This is a genomic window from Halorubellus sp. JP-L1 (assembly GCF_011440375.1).
Taxonomy (GTDB): domain Archaea; phylum Halobacteriota; class Halobacteria; order Halobacteriales; family Natrialbaceae; genus Halorubellus.
On sequence record NZ_JAAOIR010000001.1, the window covers coordinates 1,492,619 to 1,517,574 of the forward strand.

26 protein-coding genes and 1 pseudogene are annotated in these 24,956 nt (G+C 69.1%); 15 read left to right on the forward strand and 12 right to left on the reverse strand.

What is annotated here, in order from left to right; all coding sequences use genetic code 11:
• Positions 1–25 precede the first annotated feature (25 nt).
• A complete protein-coding gene (locus G9C85_RS07555) occupies positions 26–196 on the reverse strand; it encodes a DUF1059 domain-containing protein (RefSeq protein WP_166038470.1) in 171 nt (56 codons plus the stop codon).
• Positions 197–340: 144 nt separating this feature from the next.
• Positions 341–592, reverse strand: a complete 252-nt coding sequence (locus tag G9C85_RS07560) for a hypothetical protein (RefSeq protein ID WP_166038472.1) — start codon at positions 590–592, stop codon at positions 341–343.
• A 389-nt stretch (positions 593–981) separates the two neighbouring features.
• Between G9C85_RS07560 and G9C85_RS07565 the strand changes: the two genes are divergently transcribed.
• Positions 982–1,359, forward strand: a complete 378-nt coding sequence (locus G9C85_RS07565; RefSeq protein ID WP_166038474.1) for a hypothetical protein — start codon at positions 982–984, stop codon at positions 1,357–1,359.
• Positions 1,360–1,467: 108 nt separating this feature from the next.
• The gene (locus G9C85_RS07570) at positions 1,468–2,049 is read left to right on the forward strand and encodes a DUF5813 family protein (protein ID WP_166038476.1); all 582 of its coding nucleotides are present in this window, start codon (positions 1,468–1,470) and stop codon (positions 2,047–2,049) included.
• 48 nt (positions 2,050–2,097) lie between these two features.
• Here the strand turns inward: G9C85_RS07570 and G9C85_RS07575 are convergent, their stop codons facing one another.
• Positions 2,098–2,331 carry an Lrp/AsnC family transcriptional regulator gene (locus tag G9C85_RS07575; RefSeq protein ID WP_166038478.1) on the reverse strand — a complete coding sequence of 78 codons (234 nt, stop codon included), beginning with the start codon at positions 2,329–2,331 and terminating at the stop codon, positions 2,098–2,100.
• Between the two features lies 1 nt (position 2,332).
• The gene (locus G9C85_RS07580) at positions 2,333–3,025 is read right to left on the reverse strand and encodes a TrkA family potassium uptake protein (protein ID WP_166038480.1); all 693 of its coding nucleotides are present in this window, start codon (positions 3,023–3,025) and stop codon (positions 2,333–2,335) included.
• Positions 3,026–3,124: 99 nt separating this feature from the next.
• Here G9C85_RS07580 and G9C85_RS07585 point away from each other — a divergent pair, with 99 nt between their 5' ends.
• Positions 3,125–3,355, forward strand: coding sequence for an Lrp/AsnC ligand binding domain-containing protein (locus G9C85_RS07585; protein WP_166038482.1), 231 nt, complete (start codon positions 3,125–3,127; stop codon positions 3,353–3,355).
• A 49-nt stretch (positions 3,356–3,404) separates the two neighbouring features.
• On the opposite strand, the gene G9C85_RS07590 is transcribed toward G9C85_RS07585, so the two are convergent.
• A complete protein-coding gene (locus tag G9C85_RS07590; RefSeq protein WP_166038484.1) occupies positions 3,405–4,454 on the reverse strand; it encodes a thiamine pyrophosphate-dependent enzyme in 1,050 nt (349 codons plus the stop codon).
• A gap of 454 nt (positions 4,455–4,908) precedes the next feature.
• Between G9C85_RS07590 and G9C85_RS07595 the strand changes: the two genes are divergently transcribed.
• Positions 4,909–5,232 (forward strand): hypothetical protein, encoded by a 324-nt coding sequence (locus G9C85_RS07595; RefSeq protein ID WP_166038486.1) that lies wholly within the window; start codon positions 4,909–4,911, stop codon positions 5,230–5,232.
• Between the two features lie 147 nt (positions 5,233–5,379).
• On the opposite strand, the pseudogene tmk reads toward G9C85_RS07595, so the two are convergent.
• A pseudogene (gene tmk, locus G9C85_RS07600) lies at positions 5,380–5,955 on the reverse strand (dTMP kinase); the annotation flags it as partial.
• 155 nt (positions 5,956–6,110) lie between these two features.
• Between tmk and G9C85_RS07605 the strand changes: the two are divergent.
• The 5 genes from G9C85_RS07605 (at position 6,111) to cofG (ending at position 11,407) form a co-directional block, all read left to right on the forward strand.
• Positions 6,111–7,028, forward strand: a complete 918-nt coding sequence (locus G9C85_RS07605; RefSeq protein WP_166038492.1) for a complex I NDUFA9 subunit family protein — start codon at positions 6,111–6,113, stop codon at positions 7,026–7,028.
• Between the two features lie 262 nt (positions 7,029–7,290).
• Positions 7,291–8,460, forward strand: a complete 1,170-nt coding sequence (locus tag G9C85_RS07610) for a tubulin/FtsZ family protein (protein ID WP_166038494.1) — start codon at positions 7,291–7,293, stop codon at positions 8,458–8,460.
• Positions 8,429–9,256, forward strand: coding sequence for a hypothetical protein (locus G9C85_RS07615; protein WP_205254315.1), 828 nt, complete (start codon positions 8,429–8,431; stop codon positions 9,254–9,256). Before G9C85_RS07610 ends, G9C85_RS07615 begins: the two co-directional genes overlap by 32 nt.
• 16 nt (positions 9,257–9,272) lie before the next feature.
• Positions 9,273–9,905, forward strand: a complete 633-nt coding sequence (gene cofC, locus G9C85_RS07620) for a 2-phospho-L-lactate guanylyltransferase (protein WP_166038498.1) — start codon at positions 9,273–9,275, stop codon at positions 9,903–9,905.
• Positions 9,906–10,258: 353 nt separating this feature from the next.
• The gene (cofG, locus tag G9C85_RS07625; RefSeq protein ID WP_166038500.1) at positions 10,259–11,407 is read left to right on the forward strand and encodes a 7,8-didemethyl-8-hydroxy-5-deazariboflavin synthase subunit CofG; all 1,149 of its coding nucleotides are present in this window, start codon (positions 10,259–10,261) and stop codon (positions 11,405–11,407) included.
• A gap of 30 nt (positions 11,408–11,437) precedes the next feature.
• Here the strand turns inward: cofG and G9C85_RS07630 are convergent, their stop codons facing one another.
• The 3 genes from G9C85_RS07630 to cofH all read right to left on the reverse strand — a co-directional run bounded on the left by G9C85_RS07630 (position 11,438) and on the right by cofH (position 14,237).
• Entirely contained in the window at positions 11,438–12,106 is a 669-nt protein-coding gene (locus G9C85_RS07630; RefSeq protein ID WP_166038502.1) for a helix-turn-helix domain-containing protein, read from the reverse strand.
• A gap of 293 nt (positions 12,107–12,399) precedes the next feature.
• Positions 12,400–12,774 carry a hypothetical protein gene (locus G9C85_RS07635; protein ID WP_166038504.1) on the reverse strand — a complete coding sequence of 125 codons (375 nt, stop codon included), beginning with the start codon at positions 12,772–12,774 and terminating at the stop codon, positions 12,400–12,402.
• A gap of 68 nt (positions 12,775–12,842) precedes the next feature.
• On the reverse strand, positions 12,843–14,237 hold the full coding sequence (gene cofH / locus G9C85_RS07640; RefSeq protein ID WP_166038506.1) for a 7,8-didemethyl-8-hydroxy-5-deazariboflavin synthase subunit CofH: 1,395 nt from the start codon (positions 14,235–14,237) through the stop codon (positions 12,843–12,845).
• A 151-nt stretch (positions 14,238–14,388) separates the two neighbouring features.
• On the opposite strand from cofH, the gene G9C85_RS07645 reads away from it, so the two are divergent.
• On the forward strand, positions 14,389–15,417 hold the full coding sequence (locus G9C85_RS07645) for a phosphoribosylaminoimidazolesuccinocarboxamide synthase (protein ID WP_166038508.1): 1,029 nt from the start codon (positions 14,389–14,391) through the stop codon (positions 15,415–15,417).
• 146 nt (positions 15,418–15,563) lie between these two features.
• Here G9C85_RS07645 and G9C85_RS07650 read toward each other — a convergent pair whose 3' ends face one another.
• Positions 15,564–16,139, reverse strand: coding sequence for a DoxX family protein (locus G9C85_RS07650; protein WP_166038509.1), 576 nt, complete (start codon positions 16,137–16,139; stop codon positions 15,564–15,566).
• Positions 16,140–16,324: 185 nt separating this feature from the next.
• Between G9C85_RS07650 and G9C85_RS07655 the strand changes: the two genes are divergently transcribed.
• Positions 16,325–18,268, forward strand: a complete 1,944-nt coding sequence (locus G9C85_RS07655) for a DEAD/DEAH box helicase family protein (protein ID WP_369680776.1) — start codon at positions 16,325–16,327, stop codon at positions 18,266–18,268.
• A 50-nt stretch (positions 18,269–18,318) separates the two neighbouring features.
• Entirely contained in the window at positions 18,319–18,498 is a 180-nt protein-coding gene (locus G9C85_RS07660; RefSeq protein WP_166038511.1) for a hypothetical protein, read from the forward strand.
• Positions 18,499–18,541: 43 nt separating this feature from the next.
• Here G9C85_RS07660 and G9C85_RS07665 read toward each other — a convergent pair whose 3' ends face one another.
• Positions 18,542–19,492: a formyltetrahydrofolate deformylase gene (locus G9C85_RS07665; protein ID WP_166038513.1), complete on the reverse strand. Its 951-nt coding sequence runs from the start codon at positions 19,490–19,492 to the stop codon at positions 18,542–18,544.
• Between the two features lie 168 nt (positions 19,493–19,660).
• Positions 19,661–20,287, reverse strand: a complete 627-nt coding sequence (locus G9C85_RS07670) for a heme-binding protein (protein ID WP_166038515.1) — start codon at positions 20,285–20,287, stop codon at positions 19,661–19,663.
• 279 nt (positions 20,288–20,566) lie between these two features.
• Here G9C85_RS07670 and purS point away from each other — a divergent pair, with 279 nt between their 5' ends.
• From purS to G9C85_RS07685, 3 genes are all read left to right on the forward strand, one after another.
• Positions 20,567–20,824, forward strand: coding sequence for a phosphoribosylformylglycinamidine synthase subunit PurS (purS, locus tag G9C85_RS07675; protein ID WP_166038517.1), 258 nt, complete (start codon positions 20,567–20,569; stop codon positions 20,822–20,824).
• The gene (gene purQ, locus G9C85_RS07680) at positions 20,824–21,522 is read left to right on the forward strand and encodes a phosphoribosylformylglycinamidine synthase I (RefSeq protein WP_166038519.1); all 699 of its coding nucleotides are present in this window, start codon (positions 20,824–20,826) and stop codon (positions 21,520–21,522) included. The genes purS and purQ overlap by 1 nt, the downstream gene beginning before the upstream one ends.
• Positions 21,523–21,596: 74 nt before the next feature.
• Positions 21,597–24,893 (forward strand): PAS domain S-box protein, encoded by a 3,297-nt coding sequence (locus G9C85_RS07685; RefSeq protein WP_166038521.1) that lies wholly within the window; start codon positions 21,597–21,599, stop codon positions 24,891–24,893.
• Positions 24,894–24,956: the final 63 nt, after the last annotated feature.

Sequence of the window (24,956 nt, forward strand, 5' to 3'; positions counted from 1 at the left end):
ATCGAATCGGTCGCGGCGGCAATCGTCAGATCGTCGTGATCTCCGAGCGGATGCGTCGCTCCATCTCGTCGTCCATCTCGAGGTCCGGGTGGTTCTCGCGGGCGTGCGCCTGTGCCTGTTCGACGATCGCGTCGTCGGTGTCGGCTTCGATGACGGCGTCGCAGCCGTCGACGATGCACTCGAAGTGTCGTGGCATGACGCGAGGACGATGGCAGCGGGCGGGTATCGTTATGACCCTGTTTCGCGTGGAAACGTGACGTGAATCGCCCGCCTGAATCGACTTCGTGTCCCGAACGGGTCGCTCGCCGGCGAGTGCGCTCGAAGCCGGTCGATTGGTCGGTCAGGCGGCCGAGGTCGCGGGGGGCGTTCGGAGCGCGACCGCGAGGAAGGCGACGACCGCGGCGGCGGCGAGGAGCGCGTACCCGCGGAGGGTCCCGAAACTCCCGATCGAGTACGCGACGGTCGCGGCGGCGGTCGTCGCCCCGAGGACGTGCGGCACGGGCTCTGCAGTCGGCATCGGCGCCGTGCCCGTCTGAACGACGGCGACGAGCATCACGCCGAGGCCGGCGGCGACGAACAGGTCGAGAACCATGCGTGAGGGACGCACGCGACGCGCAGAAAACGGTTCCGGTCGTAGCGAGGTCACCGCGTTCGAGGTCCCGTCGGCGCGTTCGGTGCTCGCCGTGGCGGTCGCTCGTCGAATCGTCTTGGCGGCCACCCGAAGTGGGCATGGCAGGGGTGACCGCCCGCAGTCGACGACCTGTGCCTGAATCGGTCGACGACTGGGCCCCCGAATCCTCGAAGACCACGTGGACATGTTCGCCGAATGCAAGTAAATCTCTCGGTCGGGGGTCTCACCGGCCGAATGCTTCGATTCCCTGGTGGTGGCAACCAGACGGACGAACGCAGCGAGTACGGCAACTGCGGCGAGTGCGGCCACGCGGCGGGTGGTTTTTGTCCGTGTAGCTGGATGGGGTCGATATGACGACCCTGCTCGACGACGACGTCGCGGACCAGGTGGTGACCGCCGCGCGGACCGCGGTCGGCGACAGTCTCCGCTCGGTGACGTACTTCTCGCGGGACGACTACGAGCAACTGTACCTCCGCGGGGACCTGGAGCGCGACGCCGACCTGGGGACGTTCGTCGGTCACGAGTGGCGCGAGTGGGAGACCACGCAGTCCGCGTACGCTGGCTCCGAGCTCGGCGCGCACGAGTACACGATCCGCGTCTTCGAGAACGGGTTCCTCGTCCGCGTCGCCGTCGACCGCGGCGGCGTGTTCGTCACCACGGACGGCCTCACGCTCAAGGACTTCGAGGAGGTCGCGGGTGCGCTCCGGGAAGTCCTCGACTCGCGGTGACCGCGGCCCACCTCGACTCGGTGTGACCGCGGGCGAGCGCTCGCCGAGCCCGGCAGTGCCGGGTCCCGAACGCAACCTCCTTTCGGCCGCAGCCCGTACGCGGCATCGATGACAGACACCGACGACGCGACAGTGCCGGCCGCCGTCGCCGAGGCGTTCGAGCGCCACGAGGCGTTCGAACGCCACGAGGCGGTCGACCTCGAGGAGGCGGTCGCGGGCGACGGCGACGCGTACCGGCTGGATTCGACCGCGTTCGACGTCACAGTCACCGCGACGCCCGTCGACTCGGAGAAGGCGGCGGCGTTCGCGGTGGTCGTCCCCGTGCCGACGCTCTCGGCGACCGTCGCCGACCCCGACGACGTCGCGGCCGTCGTCGAGGACGGCTGGTTCGAGACGCTCGAACGGCGTCTCGAGGACGCGTTCGACGTCGCGAAGACGAGCTACGGCGACGACCCCGTCGTCGAACGGGACACCGACGTCGTCACCGTGACGCTATCCTACGAATCCTGGGACGCGAGCGAGGGCGTCGCGGACGCGAAGGCACTCGCCGAGTACGTCGAAGGAACGTGGGTCCAGGGACTCATCCCCGGGTACGACTACGTCGGCGTCGCCGCGGAACTGCGCTCGCAGGCCTCCCAGAACACCGCCGGCGACGACGGTGGGAGCGACCGAAGCGGCACGCCGCTGTAGGTCGTTCGCGGAGACGGCCCAAAACGTGTGGCTGACGGTCGCGCTCGGTCAGTCCATCGCGATGTACGTCTGCGTGTCCTCCACGCCCGCGATACCCTGTATCTTCGTCGCGGCGACGTCCTTGACCTCGCCCGGAGAGTCGACGCTGACCTTCGCGATGAGGTCGACGTCGCCCGCGACGATGTACGCGTGCTCGACGCCGTCGATGGCCTCGACGTCGTCCCTGAGTCGATCCGCCTCGCCCGTGTTCGCCTTGATCATGATGTACGCGGTCACTGGCATCTCAGACACCTCCTGGTGCGGTCTTCGCGCGGCCGCCGGCGTCGCCGACGACGATCTGCCGGACGTCCCCGAGCACGTCGAAGTCCGCGAGGACGACGAGTCGGTCGCCGAGTTCGAGCGACTCGTCGGGGTCGGGGATCGTCACCGGCGACCCTTCCTTCCCGAACGCGAGCACGGTCGCGTCCGCGGGGAGCTGGAGTTCGCTGATGGTGTAGCCCTTGACCGGCGACTCAGTCGTGATCGAGAGTTCGACGATCTGGAGGTTCTGGGCGATGTCGGCGATCGCGCGGATGTCGCCGCCGAGCAGGGCGTTCTTCGCGCCGATGGCGCCGAGTCGCTCGGGGTAGACGATCTCGTCGACGTCCTTGGCGTACTTCCGGTAGATGTTCTCGCGGTAGTCCTCGTCGATCCGCATGATGGTGCGGGCACCGTGGTGCTTCCCGATCATGCACGCCGCGAAGTTCACGTTGAGGTCGCCGGTGAGCGCGCCGACGGCGTCGGCGTCGACGACGCCGGCTTCCTCGAGGACGTCCTCGCGCGAGCCGTCGCCCTCGACGACCGTGAATCCCTGCTCGCGGGCGCGGCTTGCCTTCCGGTCGTCGCGTTCGACGAGCGTCACCTCGTGACCTTCCTCGCGGAGGACGCGGGCCGTGCGAAGCCCGACTCGACCACCGCCTATGATAACGAACCGCATGGTATGGCGTACGGGGAGACCCCTCAATAATGTTACCCCGTCGCCGTCTCCCGGTCGAGGGGGAACCTTTTTGGCGTGCCACCGTGTACCACACCACCGATGGTTCACGCGTTCATCATGGTCAAGACCGCCGCCGGCAAGTCCGAGGACCTCCTCGCGCAGATCCGCGACCTCGAACCCGTCCACGCCGCCCACATCGTCGCCGGGAACTACGACATCATCAGCGAAGTCGACGCCCCCGAAGTCTACGACGTCCTCCACACCGTCTCCGGCGAAATGCAGAAACTCGACGGCGTCGCCGACACCAAGACCTACATCTCGATGAACTAGCACCGCCGAAGTCGAACCGCACTCGACCACGACCGCCCGCCGCCCTCGCTCAGTGGTCGAGTTCCATCACGTCGTGCTCGGCAGCGAAGGCCTCCATGAACGCCTGCTGCTCGCGGAGACCGTCCGGGATCTCGTCGTAGACGTGCTCGAAGACGTCCGCGACCGTCTCCGCGTCCGCGCTCTCCGCGCGCTCGATCGCGTCGTCGAGTTCCTCGTCGGCCTCCTCGTAGATCGTCTCGATCCACTCGTCGGTGACCGCGTCCTGCTCGTAGAGGTACTCCTCGTACCGCTCGAGCGGGTCGCGGGTTCGCCACTCCGGGAGGTCCGCTTCCTCGTCGCGGTACCGCGACGGGTCGTCGCTCGTCGTGTGCGCGCCCTGCCGGTACGTGAGACTCTCCACGAGCACCGGCTCGCCGTTGCGCGCGGACTCCAGCGCGCTCTCCGTGAACTCCCGGACCGCGAGCGGGTCGTTCCCGTCGACCTGCCCGCCCAGCATCCCGTACGCGTCGGCCTTCTGCGCGATCGAGTCCGCCGCCGTCTGGCGCTCCCGCGGCAGCGAGATCGCCCAGTTGTTGTTCTCGCAGAAGAACACGACGGGCGCCTCGAACACGCCCGCGAAGTTCAGGCCCTCGTGGAAGTCGCCCTCGGACGTCGCGCCGTCACCGAAGTAACACAGCGCCGCCTTCTCCTCCTCCCCGCGGTAGTTCATCGCCATCCCCGCGCCCGCAGCGTGCGGAATCTGCGTCGCGATCGGAACCGCCTGCGGGAAGTTCGGGACGTCGTGCCCGCTCTCGTACTCCGGGAACCCCCGCCGGAACAGGAGCACGTCACTCATCGGGACGTCCCGCGCGATCTGCATCCCGTTCGACCGATACGTCGGGAACAACCAGTCCGCCGCCGCCATCGCGTGCGCCGCCCCGACCTGCGACGCCTCCTGGCCCTTGTACGGCGGATACCCACTCATCCACCCACGACGCTGGAGTGCCAACGCACGCTCGTCGAACCGCCGTGCTCGAACCATATCCCGATAGAGCGCACGCGCCTCGTCCGCCGAAAACGGCGTCTCCGCGAGGTCGCGCTCGCCGATAACCCGGTGCATACGCAGCCATGCCCGCCCGCAAGAAAAGTCACTTCCGGTCGACGACAACCTTTTTTCTGCGTCGGGTGCGCCTTCGGCGCACCGCTCCTTGAAAAAACGTTGATGAAAAAAGGCCGCTCGTGCGCCCGCTGGGCGCACTCGCGGTGGGTGCACTCGAACCGCGACCGCACCGCGACAGCGACCGCCCCCGCCACCGCACCGCGACAGCACCGCCCCGCCACCGCACCGCGCCCTGCCCTTCCCCTGCTCGCAGCGCGCGCGCAGTTCTGCGCGCGCTGCTCGCGGCCTGGTGGGTCGGCGAATGGAGCGTTCGAGCGCCGGCTGGCGTGCGGTGTCGGGGTCCGAGTGGTGAGTGGCGGGTGGGCCGCGGGCGGGCCGCGGGCTGGCGGCCGCGAGTCGAGATCGGCGAGCGAGTGGCGACACGGGTTAGTTCACGGAGCCCTCACGCTCGGGTATGGTCTCGACCGTCGGGCTCGTCGGCATCGTCGTGCTGGTGGTGGTGCATACCGCGCTCGCCGCCGTCGTCACGCGACTCTGCAGGAACCGACTCGACACGGCGTGGGGCGGTGCGATCTACGCGGCACTCGGTGGTGGGTTCGTCCTGTTCGCGTCGACGCTCGTCCTCTCCGGAATCTTCGGCATCGGCGGCGACCTCGGGTCGCGGTACGCGACCGTGCTCGTCGTGATCGCGGCGCCACTCGTCCTCGGCATCACGGTCGACTACTTCTGGATGCCGTCGCCCGAGGAGGTCGACCTCCCCGAGTCGCTCGACTCGTAGCCCATCCGAGAGAACGCGGTCGACCTCCAGTCAGGCGTCGGGGTCGCGGACGCCGTCGCCGAGGCCGTCGCCGACGTCGTCGTGGGCGGCCTCGTCGCCGGCGTCGAGCGGGTCGTACCCCCGCGACGTCACCGGGTCGTGGGCGTCGATCGCGCGTTCGAGCACGAACTCGACCTCGTCGAGGACGGCCTCCGGCGACTGGGTCGCGTCGACGCGCACGAACCGCTCGGGCATCCACTCCTGGAGTTGCTCGTAGTTCTCGCGGACCGCCGAGAGGTACTGGAACTGCTCGAACTTGTTCGTCGACCCCGAGCGGTCGACGGCCGTCTCCGGGTCGACGTCGAGATAGATCGTCAGGTCCGGCTGGACCGTGAACGGCTGGTGGATGCCGCGAATGTACTCCACTGGACGGTCGACGACGCCGTCGAGCGACGCACCCTGGTACGCGCAGCGCGAGTCGACGTAGCGATCCGAGACGACCAGGTCGCCGTCGGCGAGCGCCGGGCGGACGACCCGCGAGAGGTGGTCGGCGTGGTCCGCGACGAAGGTGAACAGCTCCGCGAGCGGGTCGGCGTCGTCGTCCCCGATGGAGCGGGCGACGGCGTCGCCGTACCACGACTCCGTCGGTTCGCGCGTGAAGACCGCGTCCGGGTAGACGTCCCGTAGCGCCTCCCAGACGGTGGTCTTCCCGCTCCCGTCGAGGCCTTCGAGCGTGACGAGCATGCGACGGGGTTGCGGGCGCGCCCACCTTACGCTTCCGCTCCCCGGCCGGCACTGTCCTCCTCCCCGGCCGGCGCCTGCTTCGCTCCCCGGGCCGGCGAGACTGGGCGTCTCGTTGGCCGTAGGTTTATCCGCTCGCCGCGAATAGTATTCGAGATATGAGAGTTATCGTCGCTGGCGGCACCGGGTACGTGGGACGGCACGTCTGTACGGAACTCGCCGACCGCGGCCACGACGTCACCGCGCTCGCGCGCAGCCCGGACGACGCCGACCTCCCGGACGTCGTCGACACCGCGATGGGGGACGTGACGGCGTACGACTCGATCGAACCGCACTTCGAGGGGATGGACGCGGCGGTGAACCTCGTCGCGCTCTCCCCACTGTTCAAGCCGCCCAAGAATCTGACTCACGACCTCGTGCACACGCAGGGGACGCGGAACGTCGTCGACGCGTGCGAGCACCACGGGGTCGAGCACCTCGTCCAGCAGAGCGCGCTCGGCGCGGACCCGAACGGACTGACGTCGTACATCCGGTCGAAGGGCGAGGCCGAGCGGATCGTTCGAGATTCGGACCTGGCGTGGACGATCCTCCGGCCGTCGGTCATCTTCGGGGAGGGCGGCGAGTTCGTCGAGTTCACGAAGCAGCTGACGACCGGCGTCGTCGCGCCGCTGCCGGCGGGCGGGACGAACGAGTTCCAGCCGATCTGGATCGAGGACTTCGCGCCCCTAGTCGTCGACGCGATCGAGGACGACACCCACCGCGGCGAGATCTACGAGATTGGCGGCCCGGAGGTACTCACGATGCGGGAGGTGACGGAGCTCGCGTGGGCAGCGGAGGGGAAGCACCCGAAGATGGTGACGTTACCGATGTGGTTCATGCGGACTGGCCTCACCGTCGCCGGCCCGGTGCCGTTCTTCCCGTTCGGACCCGAGCAGGCGAAGGCGCTGAAGATCCAGAACACGGTCGACGAGAACGACGTCACCGCCTTCGGCGTCGACCCCGCGGAGATGCGGACGCTCGCGGACTACCTCGGCGTAGACGCCGACGCAGGCCGACCGGAAGCCGCGGCGGCGTGACGCCGACGCAACCCGTCTCGGGGTCGCTACAGGCCGTCGCTGGGGACGCTCGGGTCGGCTCGCGCCGGTAAGCGCACGTTATCTTAAATAGAGGTGGTTCTTGTCACGGAATTTTATCTATAATCTCCGCCTACGAATCGATTTACCCCGGCGCAGTCGCGTGTTTTCAGGCGTCGACGTGGCGTAGGATATGTATTCTCACCATCCAAAGCCTTATGTCGTTCTTCACTCTCTACTCAAGCCAACGGAGCCCCCTCAACCTATGAAACTGGCGATGATTGGATTCGGTCAGGCAGGCGGGAAGATCGTGGACCGCTTCGTCCAATACGACGAGCGGACCGGGAGCGGCATCGTCCGTGCCGCCATCGCGGTGAACACCGCGAAGGCAGACCTGATGGGTCTGGAGAACATCGAGCAGGAGAACCGGGTACTCATCGGGCAGAGCCGCGTCAAAGGGCACGGCGTCGGTGCTGACAACGAACTCGGCGCGGAGATCGCCGAGGAGGACGTCGACGAGGTTCAGGGCGCGATCGACGCGATCCCGACCCACGAGGTCGACGCGTTCCTCGTCGTCGCCGGGATGGGCGGCGGGACGGGGTCGGGTGGTGCGCCGGTGCTCGCGAAGCACTTGAAGCGCATCTACACGATCCCCGTCTACGGGCTGGGCGTCCTCCCGGGAAGCGACGAGGGCGGCATCTACACGCTGAACGCCGCGCGCTCGTTCCAGACGTTCGTGCGCGAGGTCGACAACCTCCTCGTGTTCGACAACGACTCCTGGCGGCAGGCCGGCGAGTCCGTCGAGGGCGGGTACGACGACATCAACAAGGAGATCGTCACGCGCTTCGGCGTCCTCTTCGGCGCGGGCGAGGTCGGCGAGGGCGACGAGGTCGCCGAGAGCGTCGTCGACTCCAGCGAGATCATCAACACGCTCGCGGGCGGTGGCGTCTCGACGGTCGGGTACGCGAGCGAGGGCGTGGACGTGGACGACAGCGGCGGGCTGCTGTCGCGGTTCACGGGCAGCGAGGAGCAGGTCGACACCGCGCACACGACGAACCGCATCACGAGCCTCGTCCGGAAGGCCGCGCTCGGCCGGCTGACGCTCCCCTGCGAGATCGAGGGCGCGGAGCGTGCGCTGCTCGTCATGAGCGGTCCGCCCAAGCACCTGAACCGGAAGGGGATAGAGCGCGGGCGGAAGTGGCTCGAGGAGCAGACGGGGTCGATGGAGGTCCGCGGTGGCGACTTCCCGGTGAACGAGCCGCAGGTCGCGGCGTGCATCCTGCTGTCGGGCGTGAACGACGTGCCCCGCATCAAGGAGCTCCAGCAGGTCGCGATCGAAGCGCAGGACAACATCGAGTCGATCCGGGAGGAGAGCGAAGATAATTTGGAGGACTTGGTGGAAGATGACGAAGATGAACTCGACCCGTTATTCTAAACTGTTGACGTGCTGTCTGGTCGCGGTGCTCGCGCTGTCCGTCGCCGTCCCGGCGGCGGCCGTGAGCGTCGCCGAAGCAGACGTCCCGGAGGAGGCGGAGGTGGGCTCCGATTACTCGGCGACGGTGACCTTCGAGGACCTCTACAGCCAGAACGACCAGTGGCAGGTGAACGCAACGACCGAACTGGAGAACCAGCCGCTGTGGACGCTCGAACTGATCGACGACGGCGACGTCACGGACACCGTGACGTTGACCGGGCAGAACGTGACGTTCAGCGACACGACGATCTCGTCGCCCGTCGACAAGGTGCGGCTGACCGTCGAGGGCGAGGTGCCCGAGGTCGGGAACTACTCGTACGCGAACGAGGAGACGTTCGCGGCGATGTCGGTCGCGCAGGTGCCGGTGACGAGCGACGGGTCGACGGGCGCACCGTCGACGGTCGAGTCGTACGAGGTCCATCACTTCACGGCGGACTCGCAGGAGGCCCGCGAAGCGATCGAGTCGGCCGAGGACGCCATCGCGAGCGCGGAGGACGCAGGGGCGGACGTCTCGCAGGCCGAGAGCGCGCTCGGTGACGCGAAGGCGTTCTACCGGAACGACGACTTCGACCAGGCGGTGACGAACGCCGAGGAGGCCGAGGAGCTCGCGAACGACGCGGTGAGTCAGCAGGAGTCGAGCCAGCAGACCCAGCAGCTGCTGATGTACGCGGGCGTCGGCATAGTCGTCCTCCTCCTCGTCGGTGGGGGCGTCTACTGGTACCGGCAGAACCAGCAGGACACCAGTCGTCTGGGCTGAATCGAGGGGGCTTTTCGTGGACGTCGTCGTTCCGTTCTCGCCGACCGATCCGAAGTCGCGACTGTCGCCAGTACTGACGGCGCGCGAGCGCCGCGAGTTCGCTCGCGTGCTACTCGAGGACGTACTCTCCGCGCTCGCGGCGACGGCCGGCATTCCGGAGCCCACAGTCCTGTCGACGGCCGCGCTCGAGGTCGACCCGGGCGTGCCGGTGCGCGTGGACGACCGAGCGTTGACGCCGGCGGTGAACGACGCCCTCGCGTCGTCGAGCGACCCGGTGGCGGTGGTGATGGCGGACCTGGCGCTGGCGACGCCGGCGGCGCTCTCGCGGCTGTTCGCCCCGGACGCGGACGTGGTGCTGGCGCCGGGGCGGCGCGTGGGGACGAACGCGATCGTCGCCAGGCACCCCGCGTTCCGCGTCGACTACCACGGCGCGTCGTTCCTCGACCACCGGGCGGCGGCGGCGTCGGTGGGCGCGGACGTCGCGGTCGTCGACTCGCATCGGCTGGCGACGGACGTGGACGAGCCAGCGGACCTCGTCGAGGTGCTGGCCCACGGCGAGGGGGCGGCCGCGGACTGGTTGCGCGACCACGGGTTCGAGGTCGGCGAGCGCGCTGACGGGACCGTGCACGCGCGTCGACACGAGTCCTGAGTCGACGCCGAGAACGACCCGCGACTCCGCGCCGGGAACGACCCGCGACTCCGCTCCGGGAACGACCCCCGAGACGGCGGGCGATTCAGGGCGTTGCTTGAAGGGGCTGTGTTCGAGACGACTAGTCGCGCGGAACGGTCGCGCACCGTCACCTTCCCTGCACGACGGCCGGCCCACCGACCCGCTATCCCAAGGGGTGGGGTTCGGGGTGGCCGTCTGCGCTCACGACCGCGAGCGACGCGAACGACGAACTCGCAACGGGAGCGACGCACTCGCGAACGGGGAGCGAGAGAAGCCGGCGGTCGTCGCCGCGGTGAGTCATCCTTTTGCCCCCGCGTCACAGAGGACGCGGTATGCTTCCGGGGGCCGACGAGTACGACGTCGACGCGACCGTCAGCGAGCGCGACGTCGAGGCGGCGCTGTCGGTGACGCCCGCGGACGTCTCGCCCGCGTCGGAGTTGACGTTCGCGCGGAACGTGTTCCTGCCGTTGACGACGGCGTGCCGGTACACGTGCACGTACTGCACGTTCTTCGATCCGCCCGGCGAGGCGACGCTGATGGACGACGACGACGTGGACGCGGTCCTCGAACGCGGCCGGGAGACGGGATGCACGGAGGCGCTGTTCACGTTCGGGGACGCGCCCGACGAGCGCTACGACGCGATCCACGACCAACTGGATGCGTGGGGGTACGACGGCATCCACGACTACCTCGCCGCGGTCTGCGAGTACACGCTCGACGCCGGCGTGCTCCCGCACTCGAACCCCGGCGATCAGACCCGCGACGAGATGGCGGCGGTCGCGCCGTACAACGCGAGCATGGGCGTGATGCTGGAGACGACCGCGGACGTCGACGCGCACGCCGGGCCGCGCCGGAAGTCGCCCGCCCAGCGCGTGCGGACGATCGAGACGGCGGGCGAACTCCGCGTGCCGTTCACGACCGGCATCCTCGTCGGCGTCGGCGAGACGTGGCGGGATCGCGCGGAGAGCCTGCTCGTCATCAGAGACCTCCACGAGCGCTACGGGCACGTCCAGGAGGTCATCGTGCAGCCGGTCGTGGAGAACGACCGCTGGTCGGGCGGGAGTCCCGACGTGGAGACGATGCGTCGCGTGACCGCGATGGCCCGGGCCGTCCTCCCAGAGACGGTGTCCGTGCAGGTGCCGCCGAACCTCGCGCCAGTCCGGGACCTGCTCGACTGCGGGATCGACGACCTCGGCGGCGTGTCGCCGGTGACGGACGACCACATCAACCCCGAGTACGAGTGGCCGGCGCTACGCGAACTGGAGGCGATCGCGAACGACGCCGGCGTCCCGCTCCGCGAGCGCCTGCCCGTTCACGAACGATACCTACCCGCGTCCCTCCGGCGCGACGACTTCGAGGGCACGCCCGCGCCCGGCGACGACTGGCTCGGCGACCCCGTGCTCGACGCCCTCCGCGCGGACGGTCCCGCCGGCGACCGCTACCGGCGCGTCCTCGCGGGCGAAGTCGTCGTCGCGCCGTAGCGCTGGGGTGGAGCGCCCTCGAAGAACCGGCTAGTCGGGGCAGTCGACGAACTGCGAGAACACGCGCTGTTCTGCCTTCCGGAGGTGCTCGCCGACCGTTCCCGGCGAGCACCCGACGGCGTCGGCGACGTCCTCCTGGGTCGCCTCGCGCGGATTCCGGTAGTATCCGAGTTCGACCGCGGTCGCGACGACGTCCCCCTGGCGGTCGGTGAGCGAGTCGAACGCGTCCCGCCGCGTCGGCGTGTACTCGCCGGTCTCGAGGACGTCGAACGCCACGTCGTACTCGGGGACCTCGCCGAACGTCTCCGCGAACGCCGCGTCCGTCCCGAGGTACGTCACCTCGAACGCGCCGGAGTCCCGGACGACGATCGGCATGTCCATGACGACGCTCGTCTGGCGTCTGGCGCGGATCATCGCCGCCGCCCGCGGGTTCGTGTCGTGATGGACGTACACGAGTGCCGCCCCACCCCGTGGGTTCCTGACGGCGACGTCGTGCACGCGGTCGCACGCGCGGAGCGCGTCCGCCGCGGCGGTCTCGTCGCCACGCACGCACAGCAGTTCCGCGACGGTGTCGTCGTCGTGGAGTTCGACGCGATGCACGTACTCGCGAGTGACGCCCGTGGCGTCCGCGATCGCCTGCCCGCTCGCCTGGAACGCCTCCCCCGAGTCCGGATAGTACACCGCCGTGACGTACCGCATACCCGGCACTCTCGGAGGTGCGGCGACTAAACTCCATCGGCAGGGGTACTTGAATGACCCTCGCATCCGGCGCAACAACGTTACGCTCCTCCCAGCGGTACGGTTTGTCGTCGGGAGTGCCTCTGACGGCCCTGGCGTGGTTCGCCCGACCGCGCCCGTGGTTCGCGTACCCCGACGCCTGTCCTGACACGGACGTTCGACCCCCCACCGCGGGGGGACGGCCCTCCACTTCGTTCGTCGCCGGAGTACCGGCGCCCGACTCCGCGATCGCCGTCGAGCAGGTCCGGCGCCAGCTAGCGCGACCGAACGACGAAGTGCCCGTCGCCCTCGTCGACGAGGACCGCGGGTTCGCGCATCCTGCAGACGTACCCCGTCGGGTTCTCCGCGGTCTCGCAGGCCGCGCGAACGCTCCCGAGTTCCCCGAGGAGTTGCGCTGACGGCGGCTTCTGGGCGGCGCCGCAGTCGTAGACGGTGACGAGCTGGCCGGCGCGGTCGGTCTCGTGGGCACCGTCGCCGTCGCCCCCGTCGGTGTCGCTACCGTCGTCATCGTTGCCGTCGACGTCGTCGCGTTCGCGCTCGTAAACGACGATGTGGGCGTGCTTCGGGAGGAGGTACCGTTCGCCGTTGCCGTCGTCGTCGGCCGCGGATGCCGGCGCGAGGTGGTTCACGGTCGGAGTGACGGCGGCGAACGTCAAAGCCGCCACGGTTCCCCCGCCCCGTGGCGTGTGACTCTCAGTCAGTCGTCTGCGGCCGCACCTGCGTCGTCCGCGCCCCCGTGGGCGAGCATCGGCGAACCGTCGGCCTGCGGACCGAGCGCGGGCCCGTGCGGGCCGTCGCCCTCGATGCGGCGACGCTGCCGGTAGTCCGTCGAGCGCTCGACTGGGACGCGCCCGATGGAGCGAATCATGCGGACGTAGTCGTCGAAGCTCCGGAACTCGCCGTACTCGCCGCCGGCGCGCTTCGTGATCTCCTCGCTGAGGATGGTCCCCATGAAGTCGTCCGCGCCGCAGTTGAGGTACTGGAGGCCGCGTTCGTCGCCGTACTTCACCCACGACGACTGCACGTGCTCGACGTTGTCCAGGTAGAGCCGGGCGACGGCGATCATGAGGGCGTCCTCGGCCGGACTGGCGCCGCCGTCGACGACGCCGCGCTCGAACAGCGGCGTCTGCTGGTGGACGAACGAGAGCGGGACGAACTCGGTGATGGCGCCGTCGACGCGCTCCTGGAGGTCGCGAACGCGGTCGAGGTGGACGACGCGATGCGCGGCGTTGTCGACGTGCCCGTACATGATCGTCGCGGTGAGGTCCAGGCCGACGTTCCCGGCGGCCTCCATCGCCGCGAGCCACTCGCCGGTGTCTATCTTCCCGGGACAGATCACGTCCCGGACCTCGTCGACGAGGATCTCCGCCGCCGTCCCGGGCACCGAGTCGAGGCCGGCGTCGGCGAGGCGACCGTAGACGTCCTCGTACGACCAGTCCGTGCCGCGCTTCGCGTGATAGCCCTCCTCGGGCGTCATCGAGTGCAGGTGGACGTCGCCGACGCTCATCGCGTCCATCTGCTCGACGTACGTTCCCGGATCCTTGGCGTAGCGCTCGGGTGGCTTGTAGTTCGTCTCCGTCCAGTCGCTCGCCGCGAGTATCTCGTGGTGCTCGTCGTCGAGCGCGAACGCCGGATGCAGCCCCGACACCGACGTCACCTCGTAGATCCCCATGTCCAGGGCGTCCGCGACGACCTCGCGGGACTCCGCGGGCGTCTGCGTGAACCCGTCCGTCTCGCCGTCGTAGTCGCTCTCGAACGTGTGCGCGGTGTCCTTGAAGTTACAGAACAGACAACCCGTGTTGCACGCCGTCGTGACGTTGTTGTTCAGGTTCGCGACGAACGACACCTCCTCGCCGACGACGTCGCGACGGCGCTCGTCCGCCGCCTGCAGCACGCGCTCCATCCGCGAGCGGTCGATGCCCGCCGAGTCGGTTCCCGTCGTGATCAGTTCGATGCCGTCGTCGACCGAGAGGCGGTCGCCGGCGCGCGCCTTCGCCAGCGCGTTCTCGAAGGACTGCGTCGTCTCGGGGACGACGTCGAAGTCGAACTCGCCGTCGTCGGGCACCGCCGAGTCGTCGAACGCGCTCGTCATCGTCGAAACGCACGCGAGACGACGCCAAAAGCGTGATGGAACCGGCGGTCTCGCTCGTCCGACGACCGGCGCGCGACCAGTCATGAAAGTTGATTACCCCGCGTATCCGCGTTCGAAGTATGACCACCGCCGCAGCCGGAGGGTGTCAGGCGTGACGTCGGTGAAGGACTTCCGCGTCGAACAGGAGGCGACCGACGACGAACTCGGTCGCGGCGCGTTCGTGTTCACCGACGACTACTCGGTGTTCGACTGGGGGAAGATGCCCGACCGCATCCCCGACAAGGGCGCGAGCCTCTGCTCGATGGGCGCGTTCAACTTCGAACTCCTCGAAAAGTCGGGAGTCCCGACGCACTACCGCGGCGTCGTCGACGACGGCGACGTCGTTCCCCTCCGCGAGGCGACGTCGCCGCCGTGGGAGATGGCGATCGACCTCACGCAAGTCCCCGAGCTCCCCCACGACGGCCGGGACTACGACTACGACGCGTACCACGCGGACGCGGCCGAGAACTACCTCGTCCCGCTCGAGATCGTGTTCCGGAACCAAGTTCCAGTTGGGTCGAGCCTCCGCAGTCGGACGACGCCCGCGGACCACGACCTCGACCTCGAGGCGTGGCCGGACGAGGCCGTCGACCTCGCGGAGCCGATCGTCGAGTTCTCCACGAAGTACGAGCGCTCGGACCGCTACCTCTCGCGCGAGGAAGCCGACCGCATCGCCGGCGTGGCGAGCGTCGAGGACCTCGAAGCGGTCGCACGCGACGTGAACGACGTCGTCACCGAGCAAGCGGCCTCGCAGCACCTCGATCACGAGGACGGGAAGATCGAGTGCCTCTACTACCAGGGCGAGATCCGCGTCGCGGACGTCGTCGGGACGTTCGACGAGAACCGCTTCAGTTACGAGGGCACGCAGCTCTCGAAGGAAGTCATCCGCCAGTACCACAAGCGCACCCAGCCCGAGTGGGTCGACGCCGTCCAAGCGGCCAAAGCCGAGGCGAAGGAGCGAGACGAAGCCGACTGGAAGGCGCTCTGCGACGTCGACCCCGAGCCACTCGACGAGGACGTGCTCGAAGTCGCCCGCGACATGTACGCCGCTGGCACGAACGCGTACACCGGCATGGACCTGTTCGACGCACCGCCGCTGAGTTCGGCGGTCGGTGCCGTGCAGCGACTCGGCCGACAGTAGGTCGCCGAGAGAGTCGGTCGCGACCGAGAGCGATCGCTCGCGGTCGCAGTCGACGAAACGCGACGACGACGTCAGCGCGAGAGGACGAGAGAAAGAGGTGGGCGTTCGCGCGCCACCCGCGCGAAACTGGAGGGACTGGTTTCGGCTCAGCCCATGAGGAGGCGGAGCCAGCGGTTCTTCTCGACGACGTCGAGGTCCTCGAGGTAGCTGTCGACGCCGAGGATGCGGCCGGCGCCGATGGCGCCGAGGCCGAACAGGAGCAGCGCGTAGACGACGTGGTCGTCGATGACCCAGCCGTTCGCGAGCGGGAGCCCCTGCATGAGGCCGCCCTCGAGCGCCGCGGCCCAGAACATCATCATCATGACGGCGCCCCAGAACGCGCTGAAGCGGACGAACGCGCCGACGACGAGCGCGAGCCCGGTGAGGGTGAGCCCCCACATGACGAGCATGTCGACGAGCGGGCTCCCGGCCATGTTCGCGAACACGCTCCCGAACGGGTTGCCTTCGGGGATGGCGTTCGCGAGGTAGCCGGCGGCCGTCCAGTTGGTCTCGGGGTTGCCGTCCAGGTACGTCACGAGCTTCGTGAGGCCCCCCTGGAGGAGGACCCAGCCCATGACGACCCGGAGGCCGACGAGGGCGTAGCCGATCCAGTGCTCGGAGTACTCGAAGTCGGTCTCGCGACCGAACAGTTCAGTTTCCAGTCGACGGGTTTGTGCGGACATTATCGTGGCACCTCTACACCTACAGATACCGCGGAGAACCCCATATAAACGGGTCGCGGTTCTCGGGGTCCAGAAACCGTTCTCAGGAATCGGGAATCGGTCGATTATGGCGAGGTGGCGACGGCACTCTATCGACCAGTGGCGGGACGGTACGCCTTTCCCCACGCGGGCGTTACCGGGGCGTAGTGACCGAGAGCGACACCGAGACGGAGGCGCTGTCCGTGGACCGGTTCTACGACGCGCTCGAGGACCACGGGCGGCCCGTCATCACGGCGACGGCGCTCGCGCGCCGCCTGGACGTCAGCCAGGAGCGCGCGATGCAGGCGCTGGATGCACTCGAAGAGCGCGGGGACGTCGAGCGCGCGAGCGTCGCTGAGGACCCGACGGTGTTCTACGCGAGCGACTGGGCGCGGATGGTCGAGCGCGAGCGCGTCGTGTTCTTCCCCGAACGCAGGGAGATCGTCGTCGACCAGCCCGAGCAGTTCACGCGAGCGCAGCTCGCGCAGTTCGCGCGCCTCAAAGACACCACGCGGACCGGCGGGTACCTGTACGAGGTCCGCCGGGAGGACGTCTGGCAGGCGCCCTACGAGACCCACGAGGAGCTGGTCGCGACGATGAAGAGCGTGCTGCCGGTGTGGCCGTCGACGTTCGAGGACTGGGTGGTCGAGCAGTACAAGCGCGCGCATCGGTTCGAGCTCCGGACGCACGAGGACGGCTACGTCGTCCTCGTCGCGGCGAACGAAAGCCTGCTCGGGAACGTCGCCGAGCAGCGACTGCCCGAGGGCGCGCTCCGCGCGGTCATCTCCGACACGGAGGCGTGGGTGGCCGAGGACCGCGTCGCCGAGGTGAAGCGCGTGCTGTACGAGGCCGGCTATCCCGTCGAGGACGGCCGCGACCTCGAGTCCGGCGACGCGCTCGACGTCCACCTGCACCTGCGCTTGCGGGACTACCAGCAGGAGTGGGTGGACCGGTTCGAGGAGAAGGGCGCGGGCGTGCTCGTCGGCCCGCCGGGGAGCGGGAAGACGGTTGCGGCGATGGGCTGCATCGAGGCCGTCGGCGGGGAGACGCTCGTGCTCGTCCCGAGTCGCGAACTCGCGACGCAGTGGCGCGAGGAACTCCTCGCCCACACCGACCTTACTGACTCCCAAGTAGGCGAGTACCACGGCGGCACGAAGCAGATTCGGCCCGTGACCATCGCGACGTACCAGACTGCGGGCATGGACCGCCATCGCCAGCTGTTCGACGACCGCGAGTGGGGGCTCGTCGTTTACGACGAGGTGCATCACGTCCCCGCGCCCATCCACCGGCGGAGCGTCGACCTCCAGAGCAAGCACCGCCTCGGCCTCACTGCCTCGCCAGTACGCGGCGACGACCGCGAGGAGGAAATATTCACGCTGGTGGGGCCGCCGATCGGGACGGACTGGGACGCGTTATTCGACGCCGGGTTCGTGCAGGACCCCGACGTCGAGGTGCGGTACGTGCCGTGGGGGTCAGACGACGCCCAGGAGCGCCACGCGAAGCGCGACGGCCACGACAAGCGCCAGGCCGCAGCGGCGAATCCCGCGAAGATCGCGGAGACGACGCACGTCCTCGAGCGCGAGCACCCCGAGAAGAAGGCGCTCGTGTTCGTCGAGTACCTCGACCACGGCACTGAACTCGCGGAGGCACTCGACGCCCCGTTCATCTCGGGCGACATGCCCCATAGCGAACGCGACCGCCTGTTCCGCGAGTTCCGGAACGGCGACCGGCGCGTGCTCGTCGTCTCCCGGGTCGCCGACGAGGGCATCGACCTCCCGGACGCCGAGGTCGCGGTCGTCGCGTCCGGGTTAGGGGGGTCGCGCCGCCAGGGCACCCAGCGCGCGGGCCGCACGATGCGACCCGAGGGCTCGGCGCACGTCGTCGTGCTCGCCACTCGCGGCACGAACGAGGAGGAGTTCGCGCAGAACCAGCAACGCCACCTCGCCTCCAAGGGTATCAGCGTCCGCGACGGCGACGCGAGAGCGTTCGCGGACGCCGACAGCCTCGTCGCCAGCGACGACGACACCACTCAGGATGACGACGGCGACGCGATCGCGGACGACGACGACGCGATCGCGGACGACGACGACGACGCTGACGGCGGCGAATAATTGCCGGCCCCCGGTCGTTCAAGCCACTCCACCGCATCCACTCGGACAGCATGGTCGACCCTACGTCCGACGTCGGCGACGTGAACGCCGACGACGCCCCAGAGTGCACCGAGTGCGGTGCACCCGTGACGGGCGACAGCCACCGCGTCCGCTCCCGAATCGTCGACGGCGACACCGAACACGAACACTTCTGCGACGACGACTGTCTCGCGGCCTGGGAGAACGAGTAGGTGACAGCAAGGAAGTGACAGCGAGTAGCGGCCGACGGACCGGCTAGTCGTCGCCGACGACGTCGCCGAGGCCGTCGACGGGCCGGTCGGGGTTCGCGCGGTCGGCCGCGTCGGGGAGGCCGAGCTGGTAGGATTCCTCGTGGTCCTCCCGCAACCGCGTGCGGCCGCGGTGGACGCTCACCTCGTCGTTCAGGTGGAGGCGCACCGCTTCGAGGAGGGCTTCTGCTTCGAGCGGCTGGCCGCGCTCCCGGACGTCCTCGATGCCGGCGTCGTCGGGGACGTCGAACGCGCGCTGCGTGATGATCGGGCCCTGGTCGAGGTCCGTCGTCACGTAGTGCGCGGTGACGCCAGCTATCCGCACGCCGTCCTCGAGGGCCTGTCGATAGGCTTTCGCGCCGGGGAACGCGGGGAGGAGGCTCGGATGGATGTTGATGATGCGGTCCTCGTACCGGAACACGACGTCCGGGCTGAGGATGCGCATGTACCGCGCGAGCACGATCAGGTCCGCGTCGTACTCCGCGAGCAAGTCCAGGAGTTCGCCCTCGTCGGGCGTGCCCTTCTCGTCGCCGACGTCGTGGAACGGCACCTCGTACTTCGCGGCGAGCGGTTCGAGGTCGTCGTGGTTCCCGATGACGACGCTGATGTCGGCGCCGAGGTCGCCGCTCGCCCACGCCTGGAAGAGCCGTTCGAGGCAGTGGGATTCCTGCGTGACGAGCACCGCGATCTGCTGGGTCTCGCGGTCCTCCGGGTATCGTACCTGGACGTCCACGCCGAGTTCGTCGCCGAGGTCGTGGAGGTCCTCGCGGAGTTTCGCCTGCGTGCACACCATCTCGTCGGTGTCCGCGGATAGCGTCATCCGGAAGACGTCCTCGCGGACCGCCTGGTCCAGGTCCTCGATGTTGATTCCGCGCTCGAACAGCAGGGAGGTGACGCGCGCGATGAGTCCGGTCTTGTCTCCTCCGACGACCGTGATCTCGGCGAGGTCACTGGTCAACGGGACCACCTCCGACTGCTGGTCGAGAGAGACATCGATGGAATCTCAGACGACGCGCGAGCAAAAGGGTTCCCTTCGCCGCAACGCCGTGGCTTTCGTCCGCGGTCGGTCCGTCACGAGGGCGGCGTCGTCACGCGAAGGCGGCGTCGTCACGCGAAGGCGGCGGCGTCACGCGAGGTCGACGACGAGTTCGTTCCGTCGCTGCCACGGCGGCGTCCGCGGGTCGTCGTACCGGTGGAGTTCGCGTCTGCCCGCGGGCTCCAGGCGGTGGTCGTCGAGCGCGCGGTCGAGTCGTCGCCGCGCCCGGTCGACGAGCGCGTCCGTCGTCACCCACGAGAACCGGTACGCCGCGACGCGCCGATGCTCGACGACGTCCAGTTCCACGCGGTCGTCCCGCGGCGTCGGCGCGCTCTCGAGCGTGTACTTCGACGGCAGGAAGAACGCCATCTCCACGCCCGACTCGACGGGCGTCGTCGACACCGGCGCCGTCATCGCCAGGTCCACGCCCGCCGTCGTCGACACCGGCGCCGTCATCGAGACGTCCCGCCCGGCCTCGTTCGCCCCGTCGATGTACGCGAACAGTCGCCGGAACGCCTCCCGCTCGCTCTCCGCCACCGTCCGCGCTACCACCACGTCCGGGTACTCCCGTACCTCGAACGGCCCGTCCCGTTCGACGACGGTGTACGGCACGTGCTCGACGTCCGCCTGCACGAACCGCCCCCACGCATCCCAGGCCGCGACTGCACCCGCCCCGACGCCGATCGCGCCACCGAGAATCCGCAGGACTCGACTCATATCACGGGGTTCGACCGCCGCCCGCATAAGCACGTTCATCGGTACCGTGTCACAGAGACGACAGGGGACCGGACCGGTCTCACACCGCCACCGCTTCGCGGCCCTCCCTCCGCTCACCGCTCGTATCCAACGTGGCTCCCGTCGGCCGCCACGCTCCGCGGGTCGCAGGAGCGACCCGCTTCGCTACGAGGCGTCAACGAGACGCCTCGCCTATCCACAATCGTGTATCACGACGGGATTGCACAAGAGTTTTTGACCACGAACGCGCGTTTGCAGTCGATGACCGCGTACACCGCCACGGTGACCGTTCGCCTGAAGCACGGGGTGCTCGATCCGGAGGCCGAGACCACCCAGCAGGCCCTGGACCGCCTCGGGTTCGAACTGGAGGACCTGCGGGCCGCCGACCAGTTCGAGGTCGACCTCGACGCCGAGAGCGCCGACGCCGCGAGCGAGCGCGCCAGCGAGATGGCCGAGCGACTGCTCGCGAACCCGACCATCCACGACTACGAGGTCGTGGTCGCCGAACGCGAGGACTGATGACCGTCGCAATCGTCCGCTTCGGCGGATCGAACTGCGACCGCGACGCACTCCGCGCGCTCGAGGACGTCGGCGTCGACGCGGAGATCGTCTGGCACGAGGACGGCCTCCCCGAGGACGTCTCCGGCGTCGTGCTCCCCGGCGGGTTCTCGTACGGCGACTACCTCCGCGCCGGCGCGATGGCCGCCCGCTCCCCAATCATGCAGGACGTCCGCGACGCCGCGAGCGACGACGTCCCCGTCCTCGGCGTCTGTAACGGCGCGCAGGTCGGGTGCGAGTCCGGGCTCACCGAGGGCGCGTTCACGACGAACGAGAGCGCGCGCTTCCAGTGCGAGCACGTCCGCCTCCGCGTCGAGAACGCCGACACGCCCTGGACCGCCGGCTACGAGGAGGGCGAGGTCGTCGAACTCCCGATCGCGCACGGCGAAGGCCGCTACGAGATCGACGACGACCGCCTCACGCAACTGGAGACGAACGAGCGCGTGCTGTTCCGGTACTGCGACGCGGACGGTGAGCCGTCCGTCGACGCGAACCCGAACGGCTCGAAGCACAACGTCGCCGGCGTCCTCGGCGAACGCGACACGACCGCCGTCCTGATGCCCCACCCCGAGCGCGCCGCGCTCGACGACGTCGGCGGGACCGACGGCCGCCCGCTCCTCCGCGGGTTCGCTCGCGCCGCCAGCGCCGAAAGTCGCTGACGGCCCGCCGACGAGTGGCCGTGCGACACTGCCTCAAAGTTTAAACCGTGGGCTGACCGTATGAGAAACGAATAGTGGTGGGATCGGACGAGCGAGCGGACGTGGGCGAGAGACGACTCCTGTACGTGGACGCGACGTCCCAGGAGAGCGTAGCCGCTGTCCTCTCCGGCGCCGTCACGGTCGTCGAGAGCGACGCCGCCGCACGCGACGCGCTCGCGTCGGCGTCGTTCGACTGCGTCGTCAGCGAGTACGACCTCCCGGACGCACCAGCAGGCGACGGCGGCAGCGCCGCGCTCTGCGAGTACGTCGAGCGCGTCGCCCCCGGGACGCCGTTCGTCGTCTACACGGACGCAGGTGACGAACGCGCCGCCGGCCGCCTCGTCGACGCGGGCGTGGACGGGTACGTGTCGAAGGCCGAAGGCGTGGACGTGCTCGTCGAACGCGTCGAGCGCGCGCTCGATGACGCCACGCCGACGGCCGAGTCCGCTCCAGGCGATTCGCCGACGGCCGAGTCCGCTCCAGGCGATTCGCCGACGGCCGAGTCCGCTCCAGGCGATTCGCCGACGGCCGAGTCCGCTCCAGGCGATTCGCCGACGGCCGAGTCCGCTCCAGGCGATTCGCCGATGGCCGAGTCCGCTCCAGGCGACCCGCCGACGGTCCTCGAGGCCGCGCCGATGGCGCTCGTCGAGGTGGACGCCGACAACGTCGTCGTACGCTGGAATCGCGGCGCGGAGTCGCTGTTCGGGTACGCGAAGGCCGAGGCGCTCGGCGAGAACCTCGTCGACCTCGTCGTCCCCGCCGCCGAACGCGACGCCGTCGAGGCGGTCTGTCGGAGAGCGCTGTCGACGACCGGGACCGTCGAGAACGTCAACCGGAACGTTCGCAAGGACGGCTCCGTCCTCACGTGCGAGTGGCACAGTACGGGCGTCACCGACGACGCGGGCGAGGTCGTCAGTTCCGTGTCGCTCGTCCACGACGTCACCGACCGCGAGCAACGCAAGGAGACGATCGACCAGTTGCGGTCCGTGACGCGCGAACTCGTGCGCGCGGACACGAAAGCGTCGGTCGCGGAGGGCGTCGTCGGCGCAGCCAAAGACATCCTCGGCCAGCAGTACTCGGCGGTGTACCTCGCGGACGACGGCGGCGACCTGGCCCTGGCGGCCCGAACGGAGTCGTTCGAGGACGTACCCCCGCTCGTGCCCGGCGAGAGCGCGACGCTCCGGGCGTTCGAGCGCAACGAGGAGATCCTCGTCGACGAGGGCGTCTCAGAGCACACGACGGTGTCGGCCGACCACCCCATCGAGAGCGTGTTCGTCGTCCCGCTCGGCGACCACGGGACGCTGACGTTCGGGTCGCCCGCGGAAGGCGCGTTCGACGAGACCGACGCACAGCTGGCGAGCATCCTCGCGTCCGCGACCACCGCGGCGCTCGACCGAACGAACCGCGAGCGGGAACTACGACTGCACGAGACGATCGTCGACACCGTCGGCGCGGGCGTGTTCGCGCTCGACGGCGACGGCTACCTCCAGACCGCCAACGAGACGCTCGCGGCCCTCACGGGCTACGACCGCTGCGACCTCGTCGGCGAGCACGCGACGCTGCTCGTCGACGACGCGACGTTCGAACTGGCGACCGAACAGGTCGGTGCGCTCGCGGACGGCGACTCGTCGCTCGGCGAGGTGCTGACGTACGAGGTCGACCTGCGAACCGCCGACGGCGACGCAGTACCGTGCGAAGTGAACCTCGCACTCCTCTCGCGCGGCGACGGCCGGGACTTCGAGGGCGTCGCGGGCGTCGTCCGCGACGTCCGGGAACGCAAACGCATCCAGTCCGAACTCGGCGACAAGCGCCGGAAGATCGAGAACCTCCACGACATCGCGTCGCTCCTGGACGACTGCGGGACGCGCGAGGACATCTGGCGGTTGACCGTCGAAGCGGCCGAAGGCATCCTCGACTTCGACGTCTGCGGGATCGACGAGGTCCGCGGCGAGTACCTCCACTCCGTCGGGTTGTCCTCGGAGATCGAACCGCAGGGGTACAAGCAGCGAGCGCACGTGAGCGACGGGCTCGCCGGGAAGACCCACCGGACGGGCGAGTCCTACCTCGTGGACGACGTCCAGGGGGAGAACGACGCGACGCCGGAGAACCGCGAGTACCGGTCGCTCATCTCGGTCCCGATCGGCGAGTACGGCGTGTTTCAGGCGGTCCACGAGGAAGTCGGTGGGTTCGACGAGGACGACCTCGAGCTCGCGGAGCTCCTGATGCGGCACGTCGAGGACGCACTGGAGCGCATCGAGTTCGAGACCCGGCTCCGCGGGGAGCGCGACCGGTTCGCGGCGCTGTTCGAGAACGTCCCCGACCCGGTCGTCCAGACTCGCCACACCGACGACGGTGCGATCGTGGACGCCGTGAATCCGGCGTTCGAGTGCGTGTTCGGGTACGAGAGCGAGGACATCGTGGGCGGGAACCTGAACGAGTTCGTGGTGCCGTTGGATCGCCTGGCGGAAGCCCAGCGGATCGACCGGGCGGGCCGCGAGGGTCAGGTCGTCGAGCAGGAGGTCAAGCGGCAGACGACCGACGGCCTCCGGGACTTCCAGCTGACGGCGGTCCCGGTCGACGCGGACGCGGCGGAGCCGTCGACGTTCTTCGTGTACACGGACATCACGCAGCGCAAGGAGCGCCAGAAGCGCGTGGAGATCCTGAATCGCGTCCTCCGGCACGACCTCCGGAACGGCATGAACATCATCAAGGGGTCCGCGGAGATGCTGCAGGACGCCGTGACCGACTCGGCGGCGGTCGGGTACGCGGACCAGGTGATAGAGCGCGCGGACGACCTGCTCGGGCTCGCGGAGAAGACGCGCGCGGTCGAACGGACGCTCGACCGGGATTCGGAGGCGACGGGGCCGGTGAGCGTGACGGAGAGCGTGGAGACGAGCGCGGCCCGCATCCGCGAGGAGTACCCGAACGCACGCATCGAGACGGACCTGACGGCTGACGTGGCGGTGCACGCCGACGACATGCTCCGTACCGCGATCTATCACGTCATGGAGAACGCGGTCCAGCACAACGACCGCGCGGAGCCGTCGGTGCGCGTCACCGCGAACTACGGCGGAGAGCACGAGGACATGCTCGAACTCGAGGTCGCGGACGACGGCCCCGGCATCCCGGCGACCGAGCGCGAACTCATCGGCGAGGAACGCGAGATAACCCAGCTCCGGCACGCGAGCGGCCTCGGCCTCTGGCTCGTCGATTGGGTGGTGAGTCAATCAGGCGGGAGCGTCTCCTTCGATGAGAACGACCCGCGCGGCACCGTCGTCACGCTCTCGGTCCCGATCGCGAGCGAGAAAGGCGTCGTCAAAGCCGACGACTGACCGCGGTCACGGCGGGCGTCGGGCCGTCGTTCGGTCGACACGCCGGGACGGCTTCGGGTCGGT

Coding starts and splice junctions, on each gene's coding strand:
- G9C85_RS07555 (WP_166038470.1), bottom strand. CDS start 196: ATGCCACGACACTTCGAGTGCATCGTCGACGGCTGCGACGCCGTCATC.
- G9C85_RS07560 (WP_166038472.1), bottom strand. CDS start 592: ATGGTTCTCGACCTGTTCGTCGCCGCCGGCCTCGGCGTGATGCTCGTC.
- G9C85_RS07565 (WP_166038474.1), top strand. CDS start 982: ATGACGACCCTGCTCGACGACGACGTCGCGGACCAGGTGGTGACCGCC.
- G9C85_RS07570 (WP_166038476.1), top strand. CDS start 1,468: ATGACAGACACCGACGACGCGACAGTGCCGGCCGCCGTCGCCGAGGCG.
- G9C85_RS07575 (WP_166038478.1), bottom strand. CDS start 2,331: ATGCCAGTGACCGCGTACATCATGATCAAGGCGAACACGGGCGAGGCG.
- G9C85_RS07580 (WP_166038480.1), bottom strand. CDS start 3,025: ATGCGGTTCGTTATCATAGGCGGTGGTCGAGTCGGGCTTCGCACGGCC.
- G9C85_RS07585 (WP_166038482.1), top strand. CDS start 3,125: ATGGTTCACGCGTTCATCATGGTCAAGACCGCCGCCGGCAAGTCCGAG.
- G9C85_RS07590 (WP_166038484.1), bottom strand. CDS start 4,454: ATGCACCGGGTTATCGGCGAGCGCGACCTCGCGGAGACGCCGTTTTCG.
- G9C85_RS07595 (WP_166038486.1), top strand. CDS start 4,909: ATGGTCTCGACCGTCGGGCTCGTCGGCATCGTCGTGCTGGTGGTGGTG.
- G9C85_RS07605 (WP_166038492.1), top strand. CDS start 6,111: ATGAGAGTTATCGTCGCTGGCGGCACCGGGTACGTGGGACGGCACGTC.
- G9C85_RS07610 (WP_166038494.1), top strand. CDS start 7,291: ATGAAACTGGCGATGATTGGATTCGGTCAGGCAGGCGGGAAGATCGTG.
- G9C85_RS07615 (WP_205254315.1), top strand. CDS start 8,429: ATGACGAAGATGAACTCGACCCGTTATTCTAAACTGTTGACGTGCTGT.
- cofG (WP_166038500.1), top strand. CDS start 10,259: ATGCTTCCGGGGGCCGACGAGTACGACGTCGACGCGACCGTCAGCGAG.
- G9C85_RS07630 (WP_166038502.1), bottom strand. CDS start 12,106: ATGCGGTACGTCACGGCGGTGTACTATCCGGACTCGGGGGAGGCGTTC.
- cofH (WP_166038506.1), bottom strand. CDS start 14,237: ATGACGAGCGCGTTCGACGACTCGGCGGTGCCCGACGACGGCGAGTTC.
- G9C85_RS07650 (WP_166038509.1), bottom strand. CDS start 16,139: ATGTCCGCACAAACCCGTCGACTGGAAACTGAACTGTTCGGTCGCGAG.
- G9C85_RS07660 (WP_166038511.1), top strand. CDS start 18,319: ATGGTCGACCCTACGTCCGACGTCGGCGACGTGAACGCCGACGACGCC.
- G9C85_RS07670 (WP_166038515.1), bottom strand. CDS start 20,287: ATGAGTCGAGTCCTGCGGATTCTCGGTGGCGCGATCGGCGTCGGGGCG.
- purS (WP_166038517.1), top strand. CDS start 20,567: ATGACCGCGTACACCGCCACGGTGACCGTTCGCCTGAAGCACGGGGTG.
- purQ (WP_166038519.1), top strand. CDS start 20,824: ATGACCGTCGCAATCGTCCGCTTCGGCGGATCGAACTGCGACCGCGAC.